The sequence below is a fragment of the Serratia sp. PL7 genome (assembly GCF_945957435.1).
This window is the reverse complement of sequence record NZ_CAMFLB010000009.1, coordinates 115,380-129,849: the sequence shown is the minus strand read 5'-3', so window position 1 is coordinate 129,849 and position 14,470 is coordinate 115,380. Positions and strand designations below refer to the sequence as shown.

Below are 14,470 nucleotides of genomic sequence, written 5' to 3'. Positions count from 1 at the left end.
TTTATATTTAAAGATAGCCATTTTTACTCTGGCAATAACAAATATCCGACGCTATTCGGCAATATTTGTTGAGAATCATCTTATTGCCTGTCTCTTTTTGTATCGTTGCTATAGTTAATTAACATAGCCTATTTTCGCCAAGGCGGAAGAATGAATAACGCACCTACCCATTTTCGTGCAGCGGCACCTGGGGAGAGCCAGGATGACCTGCAGGCGCTCAGCCAGGCTTTTTCATTGCCGAAATTAAGCTATGTCGATATTTCGCGGCAGGAGCGGCTAACGCACATGATGACGCGCTGGTCACTGTTGGCCGAATTGGCGCAGACTGTGGGGAGCCATTGATCTATGCCGGTGATCGCGCTGCAAGGGCTGCGGGGTGGGATGGGGACGACGTCGGTCACGGCGGCGCTCGCCTGGGCGTTGCAGCAGCTGGGTGAGTCGGTGTTGGCGATCGATTTCACGCCGGATAATCTGCTGCGCTTGCATTTCAACACGCCGTTCGAACTGGCACGCGGCTGGGCCCGCGCGGAGCAGGACGGCGGCGGTTGGCAGGAAGGCGCGCTGCGTTATTGTGAAAACCTCGATTTTCTGCCGTTTGGCCGCCTGAATGCGGCGGAACGGCTGGAAGTGCAGCGTCAGTGTCAGCAGCTGCCCGAACGCTGGCGCGACAACCTGCGCCAACTGAGCGCCGGCGATCCGCAGCGCTGGATCCTATTGGATGTTCCTATCGGGGACGGCGCTCTGGCGCAGCAGGCGCTGCAGCTAGCCGACAGCGTGTTCATGCTGTTGAACCCCGACGCCAACTGCCAGGTACGGCTCCATCAGCAGACGCTGCCGAATGACTGCCGGTTCCTGGTCAATCACTACTCCTCCGCCAGCCAGCTGCAGCAGGATTTGCATCAGCTGTGGCTGCAAACCCTGAGCGGTCTGTTACCGGTGGTGATCCACCGCGATGAAGCGCTGGCGGAAGCGCTGGCGGTCAAACAGCCGCTGGGCGAGTACCGCCCCGAGAGTCTGGCGGCGGATGAAGTGCTGACGCTGGCCAACTGGTGCCTGATCAACCTCAAACGGGGTGTTGCGCCATGAGCCGGGTGCTGAGCCTGCTGCTGGTGCCGCCGGTGCGCCAGGCGGTGCAGGCGCGCTACCGCGCCTATCGCCGCAGCGGGGCGTCGGCGCTGACCGCCTTTTTCACTACGCTGTTGGTGACGCTGGGGTGGATGCTGCTGCGCTTTGAATCACCGGCCTGGCAGCGTGTGCGTACCGGCCGCGCTTACTGGTTCCCGCATCTGTCCGCCGAACGCCCACGCCCGGCGGATGCGCTGCGCTATCTGCTGCAGGGCCTGTGGCTACTGCTGTTCCGCAGCGGCCGCGCGCCAGTGCAGCGTGACTATTTCGCTGGGTGGCGTCGGCTGCAGCAGCGCTACGCCGATTGGCTGCAGGGCCTGCCGCAGCGGCTGAAAAACGCCGGCGTGGAACAGCGTTCGGTAGAGCGCCTCGGCCGCATGAACCGTGGCATGCGACGCGCGCTGTTTATTCTGGTCGGCGTGCTGGCGGCGATCCTCGCCATGCTGTGCATCTCGCAACCGTTCGATCTGTCGGCGCAATTCGTGTTCGTCGTGCTGCTGTGGGGGATCGCGATGGTGGTGCGCCGGGTGCCGGGGCGCTTGCCTGCGCTGATGCTGATCGTGCTGTCGCTGACCGTCTCCTGCCGTTACCTGTGGTGGCGCTATACCGCCACGCTGAACTGGGACGATCCACTTAGCCTGGTGTGCGGCCTGTTGCTGTTGGTGGCGGAAACCTACGCCTGGGTGGTGCTGGTGCTGGGCTATTTCCAGACTATCTGGCCGCTTAATCGCCAGCCGGTGCCGTTGCCCGCTGACAGCGCGACCTGGCCAACCATCGATTTGATGGTGCCGACTTACAATGAGGACCTCGGGGTGGTGAAGCCGACCGTCTATGCGGCGCTGGGCATCGACTGGCCGAAGGAAAAGGTGAATATCTATATCCTTGATGACGGTAATCGCCCCGAATTCCGTGCGTTCGCCGCCGAAGTGGGGGTGAAATACATCGCCAGGCCGACCCACGAACATGCCAAGGCCGGCAACATCAACAACGCGTTGAAGCAGGCCACCGGCGAGTTCGTGGCGATTTTCGACTGCGACCACGTGCCGACGCGCTCTTTCCTGCAGCTGACCATGGGCTGGTTCTTCAAAGACAAAAAGCTGGCGATGCTGCAGACCCCGCACCACTTCTTCTCGCCGGATCCGTTCGAGCGCAACCTGGGGCGTTTCCGCCAGACGCCCAACGAGGGCACCTTGTTCTACGGGCTGGTGCAGGACGGCAACGACATGTGGGACGCCACCTTCTTCTGCGGCTCTTGTGCCATCTTGCGCCGCAGCGCGCTGGACGAGATCGGCGGCATCGCGGTGGAAACCGTCACCGAAGACGCCCACACCTCGCTGCGTTTGCACCGGCGCGGGCATACCTCGGCCTATATCCGCATTCCGCAGGCTGCCGGGCTGGCGACCGAAAGCCTGTCGGCGCACATCGGCCAGCGCATTCGCTGGGCGCGCGGCATGGTGCAGATCTTCCGGCTCGACAACCCGCTGCTGGGCAAGGGGCTGAAACTGGCGCAGCGCCTGTGCTACGCCAACGCCATGCTGCACTTCCTGTCGGGCATTCCGCGGCTGATCTTCCTCACCGCACCGCTGGCGTTTTTGCTGCTGCATGCCTACATCATCTTCGCGCCGGCGCTGGCGATCGCGCTTTATGTGCTGCCACACATGATCCACGCCAGCCTGACCAACTCGCGTATCCAGGGGAAATACCGCCATTCGTTCTGGAGCGAAATCTATGAAACGGTGCTGGCCTGGTATATCGCGCGGCCGACCACGGTGGCGCTGTTCAATCCGCACAAGGGCAAATTCAACGTCACCGCCAAGGGCGGGCTGGTGGAGGAGGAGCACGTAGACTGGGTGATCACCCGACCTTATATGTTCCTGGTGATCCTTAACCTGGCCGGGCTGGCGTTCGGCGCCTGGCGGCTGGCCTATGGCCCGACGGACGAGGTGATGACGGTGATCATCAGCCTGGTGTGGGTGCTGTACAACATGACCATTCTCGGCGGCGCGGTGGCGGTGGCGGTAGAGGCCAAGCAGGTGCGTCAGGCGCACCGCGTGGAGATCGCCATGCCGGCGGCGATCGCGCGTGCCGACGGCCACCTCTACCCCTGCACGCTGCGCGATTACTCCGACGGCGGCGTGGGCATTGAGATGCGAGTGGAAAACGCGTTGAAAGACGGCGACAAAGCCTCGCTGCTGCTCAAGCGTGGCCAGCAGGAGTACAGCTTCCCCTGCGTGGTGACGCGCGCCTTCGGCAACAAGGTGGGGGTGCGTCTGGTCAATCTCACCACCCGTGAACACATCGATTTCATTCAGTGCACCTTCGCCCGCGCCGATACCTGGGCGCTGTGGCAGGACGGGTTCCCTGAAGACCGGCCGATCGAAAGCCTGCGCGACGTGCTGGCGCTGGGCTTCCGGGGCTATGTGCGCATGGCGGACTACGCGCCGCCGCTGGTGCGCGGTTTGCTGGTCGGGGTCACGTCGCTGACCGCCTGGGTCGTGTCGTTTATTCCGCGCGGCGTCGGCAGGGATCCGACCTTGGGTCAACAAGAAACAGTGGGTTAGCTGCGAGTTCAACCGCCCGCTCACTCGCCCGGTGAACAGGCTCCAACATTGATGATGATACGATGACGCGAAAAATAACCTGGTTAACTGCTCTGGCCTTAGGCATCAGTACCTTGTCGCAGGCCGAAACCGTCACCGCGCCGACCGTGGCCGCCCAGCCGCCGATCGCCGCGGCGGCCGATACGGCGACCGCGCCACCGCTGGCCACCGCACCGCAGGATCTGAATGCGCCGGTGCGCGACGTATCGCTGTCGTTTGCGCAGATAGCGCCGCCGCCGGGCACCTTTGTTCTGCGCGGCACCCGGCCGGACGGACAGATCGAATTCGGCGTGCGCAGCGATGAGGTGGTCTCGCAGGCGATGCTCGATATGGAGTTTACGCCGTCACCGGCGCTGATCCCGGTGGAGTCGCACGTCAAGGTCTATCTGAACGACGAACTGATGGGCGTAACCACCCTCGCCAAAGAGCAGCTGGGCAAGCCCAATCGCATCCAGATGGCGATCGATCCCCGCTATATCACCGATTTTAACCGCGTAAGGCTGGTGTTCGTCGGTCATTATCAGAACATCTGCGAAAACCCGGCCAGCACCTCGCTGTGGCTCGACGTCAGCAAGTCCAGCGCGCTGAAGCTGCGTTTCCAGACGCTGCCGGTGAAAAACGAGCTGTCGCACTTCCCTGAGCCGTTCTTCGACAGCCGTGACAATCGGCCGCTGACGCTGCCGATGGTGTTCGCCGGCCAGCCTGACCTCACCCAGCAGCGCGCGGCGGGCATTCTGGCCTCCTGGTTCGGCAGCAAGGCGCAGTGGCGCGGGCAATCCTTCCCGACGCTGTACAACGCGCTGCCGGCGCAGCACGCGGTGGTGTTCGCCACCAACTCGCAGCGCCCGGATTTCCTGCGCGATTATCCGGCGGTCAACGGCCCGACGGTGGAGATGATCAGCCACCCCGACAATCCGTACGTCAAACTGCTGCTGATTCAGGGGCGTGACGACAACGATTTGATCACCGCGGTGAAGGGCATCGCGCAGGGCAACATCCTGTTCCGCGGCCAGAACGTGACGGTGGACAAGGTGGAACAGCTCGCGCCACGCCAGCCTTACGACGCGCCGAACTGGGTGCGCACCGATCGGCCGATGACCTTCGCCGAGCTGCAGCAATATGCCGAACAGCTGCAAACCAGCGGCATCGAGCCTGGCCCAATTTCGCTGACCATGAACCTGCCGCCGGACCTGTTCCTGATCCGCAGTACCGGCATCGATATGCACCTGAAATACCGCTATACCGCGCCGCGCATTCAGGACGGTTCGCGGCTGAGCGTCAGCCTGAACAACCAGTTTGTGCAGGCGTACTCGCTGGTGCCGGAACACGAACAGGGCGCGCAGCTGCTGCGCCTGCCGTTGACGCAGGGGCTGCTCGACTCCGACAAGAACGTCAATATCCCGGCGCTGCGGCTGGGGGCTACCAACCAGCTGCGCTTTGACTTTGACTACACCACGCTGCTGGCCAGCGGCGCGGAAGGGCGCTGCGAAACCTATTCCTTCACGCAAAACCACGCGGTGATCGACGGCGCGTCTACCATCGATTTCTCCGGTTACCGCCACTTTATGGCGATGCCGGACCTGCGCGCCTTCGCCAACGCCGGCTTCCCGTTCAGCCGCCTGGCAGATCTGTCGCAAACGCTGGTGTTGGTGAATCAGAAACCGCAGCCGGCACAGGTCAGCGCGCTGCTGAACGCGCTGGGTGTGATCGGCGCGCAAACCGGCTATCCGGCGCTGGCCTTTACGCTGAGCGACGACTGGTCGCAGGCCAAGGATCGTGACGACGATATCCTGATGGTCGGCACCATTCCTCAGGCGCTGCGCGACGACAAGAAAATCAGCCTGCTGGTGGACGCGACCCAAAGCTGGGTGAAACAGCCGACGCGGCAGCCGCCGCTGCCGAGTGCGGAAGTGCTGGCAGAGGACACCAAGCCGGACAGCAAGACCACCGTCAGCTCCGAGGGCGCAATGTCGGCGATCATCGGCGTACAGTCGCCGTTCAACGACCAGCGCAGCATCGTGGCGCTGTTGGCGGACAGCCCGCGCGGCTATGAGCTGCTCAACAATGCCCTGCTGGACAGCGGCAAGCGCGCCGCGGTGTTTGGTTCGGTGGCGGTGATCCGCGAATCAGGGGTCAACAGCCTGCGCGTCGGCGATATTTACTATGTCGGCCACCTGCCGTGGTGGGAGCGGCTGTGGTATGCCCTCTCCACCCATCCGGTCCTGCTGGCGGTGATCGCGGTGGCGCTGGTGGTGATCCTGGGGCTGATGCTGTGGCGCGGCCTGAAGGCCTTCAGCCGGCGTCGTCTGGCGCCTGAAGATCGGGATTGACGGCGGTGAGCGCGATGCTGCAACGCTTGTCGCTCGGCATGCTGCTGCTGTGTGCGTTCAGCGCGGCGGCGGCCTGCGAGTGGCCGGGCTGGCAACAGTACAAGCAATTCTACATCAGCCCGCAGGGGCGGGTGATCGATCCGAGCAGTCCGAACAAGATCACCACCTCCGAGGGACAGAGTTACGGCCTGTTCTTCGCTCTGGTGGCCAACGACCGGCCGACCTTCGATCGGCTGTTGGCCTGGACGGAGAACAACCTGGCGGCGGGCGATCTCAGCGCCCGTTTGCCCGCCTGGCTGTGGGGCGAGAGCGACGACAAGCAGTGGAAGGTGCTGGACGCCAACTCGGCGTCAGATGCCGATCTGTGGATCGCTTATAACCTGCTCGAAGCCGGCCGCCTGTGGAAAAGCCGGCGTTATCAAACCCTGGGAACGCTGCTGCTGCAACGCATCGGCCGCGAGGAAGTGGCCGACATCCCCGGCCTGGGCCTGATGTTGCTGCCGGGCAAAGTCGGGTTTGTGGCGGAAGATCGCTGGCGGCTGAACCCCAGCTACCTGCCGCCGCAGCTGCTGGCGCGTTTTGCGGCGCTGAACGGCCCGTGGCGCGCGATGCGCCAGGTCAATCAGCGGCTGTGGCTGGACAGCGCGCCGCACGGCTTCTCACCGGACTGGGTGGTGTGGCGAGTCGGCACCGGCTGGCAGCCGGATACCGTCAAGCCGAACGTCGGCAGCTACGACGCGATTCGGGTCTATCTGTGGGCCGGCATGCTGGCGGACGACGATGAGCATAAGGCGGCGCTGCTCGCACGCTTCCAGCCGATGGCGCAGCTCACCGCCAAACAGGGTGTGCCGCCGGAGAAAACCGATACCGCCAGCGGCAAAACCACCGGTGACGGTCCGGTCGGCTTTTCCGCCTCAATGCTGCCGATGTTGGCGACGCAGGCCGAGGCGCTGGCGACACAGCGGCAACGCATCAGCGAACATCCGCCGGGTGACGACGCTTATTTCAGCGCCTCGCTGACGCTGTTCGGTCAGGGGTGGGATCAACAACGTTATCGCTTTAATCGTCAGGGTGAATTGCAACCCTCGTGGGACGGCCAATGCACAACTTCAAAATAAACTGGCTGAATTTGATTCCGCTGAGCCTGGCGATGCTGCCGCAGGCGCGCGCCGCGGAGGCCGTGGCCCCGGAGCAGTGGCTGCTGGAGCAGGTGCGCATTGGCGAGGCCGGCAACAAGGACGATCTGGTGCGCCAGTCGCTGTACCGGCTCGAGCTGATGGATCCGAATAACCCGGACGTGATCGCCGCGCGCATGCGTTTGGCGCTGCGGCAGGGCAACATGGCGCTGGCGCAACAGCAGTTGGACAAGCTGAAAACCCTCGCGCCGCAGTCCAGCGCCTATCGCCAGGCGCAAATGAACATGCTGCTGACCCAGCCGGAAACCCGGCAAAAGCTGCAGCAGGCGCGCCTGATGGCGACCGCCGGCCGGTTGCCGGAGGCCAAGGCGCAGTACGATGCGCTGTTCCACGGCGAGCCGCCGACGCTCGATCTGGCGGTGGAGTATTGGCGGCTGGTGGCGCGTTTGCCGGGGCAGGAGGCGAAGGCGTTAAAGCAGTTGCAGGCGCTGGACCAGCAATATTCCGGCAACGTGGCGCTGCGCATGTCGCTGGCGCGCATGCTGTTCAGTCAGAATCAGGACGCGCAGGCCTATGAACTGCTGCAGAAGATCGCGGCCGATCCGGCCGGGCGCGGCGATGCCGCCGATCTGTGGCTGGACAAGGTCAAAGCGATGCCGGTCAACGCGCAAAGCGTGGCGGCGCTCAACCGTTTCCTCGGCGTGTTCGACACCGGCGATCAGGCGACCCGCGCCCGCGAAGAGCTGGCCAGACAGCAGAAGCTGTTGGCCGATCCGGCTTATCAGGCGCGGGTGCGCGGCCTGGCGCAGGTGGATAAAGGAGGCAGCCGGGCGGCCATTCCTGAGTTGCAAAAGGCGTTGGCGGCGGCGCCGAACGACGCCGAGGTGCTGGGGGCGCTCGGCCAGGCCTACTCGCGCGCCGGCAACCGCCCGCAGGCGCTGAAACTGTTCCGCCAGGCGCTGGCCGCCGACAAGAATGGCTACGGCAGCGGCAAATGGCAAAGCCTGATCAAAAGCACCGGCTACTGGCTGGCGATCGACGAGGGCGACAAAGCGCTCAAGGCCGGCAATCTCGCGCTGGCCCGGCAGAAATATCAGCAGGCGCGCCAGCTCGACGACAGCGACGGCGATGCGTTTATCGGCCTGGGCGATGTGGCGGTGGCGAGCAAGGATGACGCCGCGGCGGAAGGGTTTTATCAGCAGGCGCTGCGACGCGATCCCGGCAACGGCAGCGCGCTGCGCGGCCTGGTGAATATCTATCAACGGCAGTCGCCGGAAAAAGCGTTGGCCTACCTCAGCGGCCTGCCGCGCAGCCAACAGGCCAAGCTGCGCAGCACCTTCGACGGGCTGCGGCTCGACATGTTGAAACAGCAGGCGGAGACGCTGGCGCAGCAGCAACAGTGGCAACAGGCGGTGGAAATTTATCGCCGCGCCCAGGCGATGGATCCCGACGATGTCTGGCTGACCTATCGCTACGCGCAGGCGCTGCGTCAGGCTGGGCAGCCGCAGCAGGCGGACGCTCTGTTCCGGCAGCTGGCGCAGCGCCAGCACGCCAATCCGCAGCTGACCTACGCCTATGCGCTCTATCTTTCCGGCAGCGATCGCGACAGGCAGGCGCTGGCGCAGCTCAATACGCTGCCGGCGGCGCAGTGGAACGACAACATGCGCGAACTGGCGCAGCGGCTGAAAATGCAGGCGACGATCGCGCATGCCGAAGGGCTGCGGGCGGCCGGTGACGAACCGGCGGCGGAAGCCTATCTGCGCCGGCAGCCGGCGGACACGCGCATCGATTTGCTGCTCGCCGACTGGGCGCTGGCGCGCGGGGAGTATGCGGCGGCGCTGGACGACTATCAGCGGGTGAAACGCCGTGAACCGAACAATCCGGATGCGCAGCTGGGCGAGATCGAAGCCTATGTGGCGCAGGGAGATCTTGACGCGGCGCGCCAGCGGCTGAAAACCGAACCGCAGCCGCAAGACGCTTCGCTCAACAGCCAACGGCGGGTTGCCAACGCCTGGAGTGCGGTCGGCGATGCGCAGCAGGCCGACGCGCTCTTCGGCCGGCTGAAAACGGCGGCGGCTTCAGAACCCGTCGGGCAGACCAAGGCGCTGATCTACCGTGACGCCGCCCGTCTGGAGCGGGCTCAGCAACAGCCTGAGCGGGCGCAGCAGGATTTCCGGCAGGCGATGGTGGCCGGCGGCATCACGCCGACGCTGCCGCAGGATAATGACAGCTACACTTATTTGACGCGCAATAACGCGGGCGACGACTGGCTGAAACGCGGCATCCGCTCCGATGCCGCTGATTTGTATCGGCAGCAGGACGTGAACGTCACGCTCGATCACGATTACTGGCGCTCGAGCGGCACCGGCGGCATTTCCGATTTCAATGCGCACGACACCATGCTGCAGGTGGACATGCCGCTGTATGACGGGCGCGCCTTCTTGCGCACCGACACCGTGCAGCTGGATGCCGGCCGCTTCTCGACCGACGGCAGCGGCAAATACTACGAAACCTTCGGCACCTGCCACACGCAAGGGTGCCGCGGCGATGAACACCAGAAAACCACCGGCACCAGCGTGGCGGCCGGCTGGAAAAACGATCGCTGGGCCGCCGATATCGGCACGACGCCGATGGGCTTTGAGGTGGTCGACTGGACCGGCGGCCTGGCCTACAGCGGCGACTGGAACCACATCGGTTGGACGCTGGCGGCCTCGCGGCGGCCGATCTCCAGCTCGCTGCTGGCGTTCGGCGGTGCCAAAGATCCGAACACCGGTACCACCTGGGGCGGCGTGCGCGCCACCGGCGTCAGCCTGAGCGCCAGCTACGATCGCGGCGAGGCGAACGGCGTGTGGGCCGATCTCAGCGCGCACCAGATTACCGGCAAGAATGTGGCGGACAACCAGCGGCAGCGGTTGATGGCCGGTTACTACTACAAGCTGATCAACGAAGACAATCGCCGCCTGAGCGTCGGGCTCAATACCATGCTGTGGCATTACCAGAAGGATTTGAGTGGTTATTCGCTGGGGCAGGGCGGCTATTACAGCCCGCAGCAATATCTGTCTCTGTCGCTGCCGGTCAACTACCGTCAGCGCACCGAGAACTGGTCGTGGGAGCTGGGCGGTTCGGTTTCGCTGTCCCATTCCAAAACCGACAGCCAGCGCCGTTATCCACTGCAGGGGCTGATCCCGGATTCGTTGCCCGATAAGTTCGCCGTCGAGGACGGCAGCTCCTCAAGCGGCGTCGGTTATACCCTGCGGGCAATCGTCGAACGCCGTCTCAGTTCGCACTGGACGCTCGGCGCCGGCATCGACATTCAACAGGCGAAGGACTATACGCCGAGCCACGCGTTGATTTATCTGCGCTATTCCCTGGCCGGCTGGCAGGGGGATCTCGATTTGCCGCCGCAGCCGCTGACGCCTTACGCCGACTTTAAGTAGTCGGAAGGGGAAAGATTCGGAGTGTCGGACGCCGGGGAGTTTTGTTACCCTGTGTCCGGGTCGTGTTTGTTCGCTTTAGGAAAAGACTGAAACCCGCGATTTTCTTGGTTTTGCCTGCGGCATAGCCAGATAAAAACAGCCGATGATCGAGTATACTCAGCCCGGTTCGAGGGGGCGGGTGAGAGTCAGCCCCCTTTTTGTTTTAGCCCGATTTCACGGAGAGCAGGTTTGCGGGTCAGGCGTTCGTTAACGATTAAGCAGATGGCGACAGTGTCCGGCGTGGCGCTGGTCACGATCTGCATCTTTATCGTGATCCAGTTATTCCACTTTGTGCAGCAGCGCAGGGATGACTACGCCCAGCAACTGGAGAATATCGCTCACTCCGTGCGCCAGCCGCTGGCGGAAGCGGTGCTGCGGATGGACGTGCCGGAAGCCAAAAGGGTGCTGAACACCCTGTTGCCGGTCGGCATTCTTAGTCGGGCGGATATCGTCTTGCCGAACGAGTTTCAGGCGCTGCACGCCAATTTCCCGCCGGAGCGGCCGGTGCCGACGCTGATCGCCCGGCTGTTTGAACTGCCTATCCAAATTTCCGTGCCGCTCTATTCGCTGGAACGGGTGCCGGCCAACCAGCAGCCGCTGGCCTATCTGGTGCTGCAGGCCGATTCGTTCCGCATGTACCAGTTTATCCTCAGCATTTTGTCGACCATGCTGTCGACCTACCTGCTGCTGGCGCTGATCCTGTCGGTGGCCATCACCTGGTGCATGAACCGGTTGATGGTGCACCCGCTGCGCGCGATGGCCAAAGAGCTGGAGAACATCTCGCAGGACGAAGCGCCCTATCACCAACTGATGCTGCCGGCGCTGCACCAGGACGACGAGCTCGGCCTGCTGGTGCGCAACTACAACCGCAATCAACAGACGTTGGCCAAGGCGCATGCCGACATGAGCCGCCTGAGCACCCGCCACCCGGTGACCGAATTGCCAAATCCGGCGTTGCTGAACGCGTTGCTGGAACAGCATATCGCCTCCAGCCTGCGCCCCGAGCGTTTTAACCTGTTGGTGATCGGCATCGAGACGCTGCATGAAGCGTCTGGCGTGATGAGCCCGGCGATGCGTGAAGCGTTGCTGCTGGCGTTGGCGAAGAAGCTGCGCGGCTGCATCGACGAAAACGGCGTGCTGGCACAGCTGAGCAATACCGAATTCGCCATTCTGGCCAAGGGCATCGAGCGGCCGTTCCACGCCATGCAGCTGGCGCGGCGTATCATGGCGGAGATCAACGCGCCGTTGACGCTGGAAGGTTTGGCGCTGCGGCCCAACGCCAGTATCGGCATCGCGCACTACCTCAATCAGGGGGAGAGTGCGGAACAGCTGCTGCGCAGCGCCACCTCGGCGATGATGTCCGCGCACCGCGAAGGAAAAAATCAGATCCTGTTCTTCGAGCCCAGCCTGACGGAACGCACGCAGAAGCGGTTGACCCAGGAGAGCGAGATCTTGCACGGCATCGAGCAGCGGCATTTCACGCTGTTCCTGCAGCCGCAGATCGACATGCAGTCCAACGAGGTGATCGGCGCCGAAGCGCTGCTGCGTTGGCAGCAGTATGACGGCAGCTATACCCTGCCGGCCGACGTTATCCCGCTGGCGGAAGAGCTGGGTGTGATCGTGCCTCTCGGCAACTGGGTGTTGGAAGAGTCCTGCCGCATCCTGGCGGACTGGCAGCAACGCGGCATTGCGCTGCCGCTGGCGGTCAACGTTTCCGGTATTCAGATGCAACATGAGGCGTTTGTTCCGCATCTGAAAAACCTGCTGGCGCAGTATCGGATCGATCCGCGCAAGCTGCTGCTGGAGATCACCGAGACGGTACGCATCGACGATCTCGACCACGCGCTGGCGCTGCTGCGTGAGCTGCACGATCTGGGATTGTCTATCGCGCTAGATGACTTCGGCATGGGCTACTCCAGCCTGGAGTACCTGAACCGGTTGAAATCCCTGCCGATAGATTTGATCAAAATCGACCGCAGCTTCATTCAGGGGCTGCCGGCCGACGATGCGATGGCGCGTATCGTCAGTTCGATCTCCGAAGTGCTGGCGTTACCGGTGATGGCCGAAGGCGTGGAAAACGCCGGGCAGCGCGACTGGCTGCTGCAGCACGGCATTCGCAGCGGGCAAGGATTCCTGTTCGCCCGGCCGCTGCCGCGCGAAGCGTTCGAAGCCGAGTTTTGCCGCGCGGCGCCGTGAGCGCCGCGTGACCTTTCCGGTACTTTTCCCCGTCCGAAAATCGCCATTCTTCATCTACCTCTTTTGCGTTAGTGCAAACAAAGGCTTACGCAATTTTCAGCTTTGCACCTCGACTGACGCGTTTCAGCTCTTAAATTCACATCAACCCTCAGGGGCGGGTGCAACAAATTATTTCCATGTTGTTAAGTGGGTGTTATTTTCCGCGCAAGCAATGAACAGGCTGGATTTTTAGACTGCTGCCTGGTGCGTGTCTTCCCCCCATAGGATGTTCATATGAAAACAACGATCTTTAAGAGCCTCTATTTTCAGGTACTGACGGCGATCACGCTGGGTATCCTGCTTGGCCATTTCTACCCTGACCTCGGCGCCGAGATGAAACCTCTGGGCGATGGCTTCGTCAAACTGATCAAGATGATCATCGCACCGGTGATCTTCTGCACCGTGGTGACCGGCATCGCCGGCATGGAAAGCATGAAGGCGGTGGGGCGCACCGGCGCCATCGCGCTGCTGTATTTTGAAATCGTCAGCACCATCGCGCTGATTATCGGTCTGGTGATCGTCAACCTGGTGCAACCGGGCGCCGGCATGAACGTCGATCCCGGCACGCTGGACGCCAAGGCGGTGGCGGTCTACGCCGAGCAGGCACAGCAGCAGGGCATCATTCCGTTCCTGCTGGACATCATCCCCGGCAGCGTGATCGGCGCGTTCGCCAGCGGCAACATTCTTCAGGTGCTGCTGTTCGCGGTACTGTTCGGCTTCGCCCTGCATCGTCTGGGCGACAAAGGGCAGCTGATCTACAACGTGATAGACAGCTTCTCGCGGGTGATTTTCGGCATCATCAATATGATCATGCGCCTGGCGCCGCTGGGGGCCTTCGGCGCTATGGCGTTTACCATCGGTAAATACGGTGTCGGCACCCTGGTGCAACTCGGCCAACTGATCGTGTGCTTCTATATCACCTGCATCCTGTTCGTGGTGGTGGTGTTGGGCAGCATCGCCCGCGCCAACGGCTTCAGCATCTTCAAATTCGTCAACTACATCAAAGAAGAGCTGCTGATCGTGCTGGGGACCTCGTCGTCCGAATCCGCGCTGCCGCGCATGCTGGATAAAATGGAGAAGCTGGGCTGCAAGAAATCAGTGGTGGGTCTGGTTATTCCGACCGGGTACTCCTTCAACCTGGACGGCACCTCTATCTACCTGACCATGGCCGCGGTGTTTATCGCGCAGGCGACCAATACCCACATGGACATCATGCATCAGATTACCCTGCTGGTGGTGCTGCTGCTTTCCTCCAAAGGGGCGGCGGGTGTCACCGGCAGCGGCTTTATCGTGTTGGCCGCCACCATCTCCGCCGTCGGCCATCTGCCGCTGGCCGGCCTGGCGCTGATCCTCGGCATCGACCGCTTCATGTCGGAAGCCCGTGCGTTGACCAACTTGGTGGGCAACGGGGTGGCGACCGTGGTGGTGGCAAAATGGTGTAACCAGCTGGATGAAAAACAGCTGAAAGACACGCTGAACAACAAAAACACCGGCGCGGACAAAACGCTGCCTTCCGCCTGATATCGGCGGTAAATCACCGGCCGCATCCGCGGCCGGTGAGGTTCTTC

General features: G+C 62.8%; 8 protein-coding genes. All 8 read left to right on the top strand.

Annotated elements, in window-relative coordinates; genetic code table 11:
- Positions 1–150 precede the first annotated feature (150 nt).
- The 8 genes from bcsR to N6G83_RS29710 all read left to right on the top strand — a co-directional run bounded on the left by bcsR (position 151) and on the right by N6G83_RS29710 (position 14,423).
- A complete protein-coding gene (gene bcsR, locus N6G83_RS29745; protein WP_043142275.1) occupies positions 151–342 on the top strand; it encodes a cellulose biosynthesis protein BcsR in 192 nt (63 codons plus the stop codon).
- Positions 343–345: 3 nt separating this feature from the next.
- Positions 346–1,086: a cellulose biosynthesis protein BcsQ gene (gene bcsQ / locus N6G83_RS29740; RefSeq protein WP_025304844.1), complete on the top strand. Its 741-nt coding sequence runs from the start codon at positions 346–348 to the stop codon at positions 1,084–1,086.
- Entirely contained in the window at positions 1,083–3,686 is a 2,604-nt protein-coding gene (gene bcsA, locus N6G83_RS29735) for a UDP-forming cellulose synthase catalytic subunit (RefSeq protein WP_260515984.1), read from the top strand. Before bcsQ ends, bcsA begins: the two co-directional genes overlap by 4 nt.
- Before the next feature lie 62 nt (positions 3,687–3,748).
- The gene (gene bcsB, locus N6G83_RS29730; RefSeq protein WP_260515983.1) at positions 3,749–6,055 is read left to right on the top strand and encodes a cellulose biosynthesis cyclic di-GMP-binding regulatory protein BcsB; all 2,307 of its coding nucleotides are present in this window, start codon (positions 3,749–3,751) and stop codon (positions 6,053–6,055) included.
- 5 nt (positions 6,056–6,060) lie between these two features.
- Positions 6,061–7,173 (top strand): cellulose synthase complex periplasmic endoglucanase BcsZ, encoded by a 1,113-nt coding sequence (bcsZ, locus tag N6G83_RS29725; RefSeq protein WP_025304847.1) that lies wholly within the window; start codon positions 6,061–6,063, stop codon positions 7,171–7,173.
- Positions 7,155–10,628 (top strand): cellulose synthase complex outer membrane protein BcsC, encoded by a 3,474-nt coding sequence (bcsC, locus tag N6G83_RS29720; RefSeq protein ID WP_260515982.1) that lies wholly within the window; start codon positions 7,155–7,157, stop codon positions 10,626–10,628. The genes bcsZ and bcsC overlap by 19 nt, the downstream gene beginning before the upstream one ends.
- Before the next feature lie 228 nt (positions 10,629–10,856).
- Entirely contained in the window at positions 10,857–12,863 is a 2,007-nt protein-coding gene (gene hmsP / locus N6G83_RS29715) for a biofilm formation regulator HmsP (RefSeq protein ID WP_025304849.1), read from the top strand.
- A gap of 273 nt (positions 12,864–13,136) precedes the next feature.
- On the top strand, positions 13,137–14,423 hold the full coding sequence (locus N6G83_RS29710) for a dicarboxylate/amino acid:cation symporter (protein WP_016929514.1): 1,287 nt from the start codon (positions 13,137–13,139) through the stop codon (positions 14,421–14,423).
- The last annotated feature ends 47 nt before the right edge of the window (positions 14,424–14,470 follow it).

Bases quoted from the DNA above. Each gene is read 5' to 3' on its own strand.
- bcsQ (WP_025304844.1), top strand. From the start codon at position 346: ATGCCGGTGATCGCGCTGCAAGGGCTGCGGGGTGGGATGGGGACGACG.
- bcsB (WP_260515983.1), top strand. From the start codon at position 3,749: ATGACGCGAAAAATAACCTGGTTAACTGCTCTGGCCTTAGGCATCAGT.
- N6G83_RS29710 (WP_016929514.1), top strand. From the start codon at position 13,137: ATGAAAACAACGATCTTTAAGAGCCTCTATTTTCAGGTACTGACGGCG.
- bcsC (WP_260515982.1), top strand. From the start codon at position 7,155: ATGCACAACTTCAAAATAAACTGGCTGAATTTGATTCCGCTGAGCCTG.
- bcsR (WP_043142275.1), top strand. From the start codon at position 151: ATGAATAACGCACCTACCCATTTTCGTGCAGCGGCACCTGGGGAGAGC.
- bcsA (WP_260515984.1), top strand. From the start codon at position 1,083: ATGAGCCGGGTGCTGAGCCTGCTGCTGGTGCCGCCGGTGCGCCAGGCG.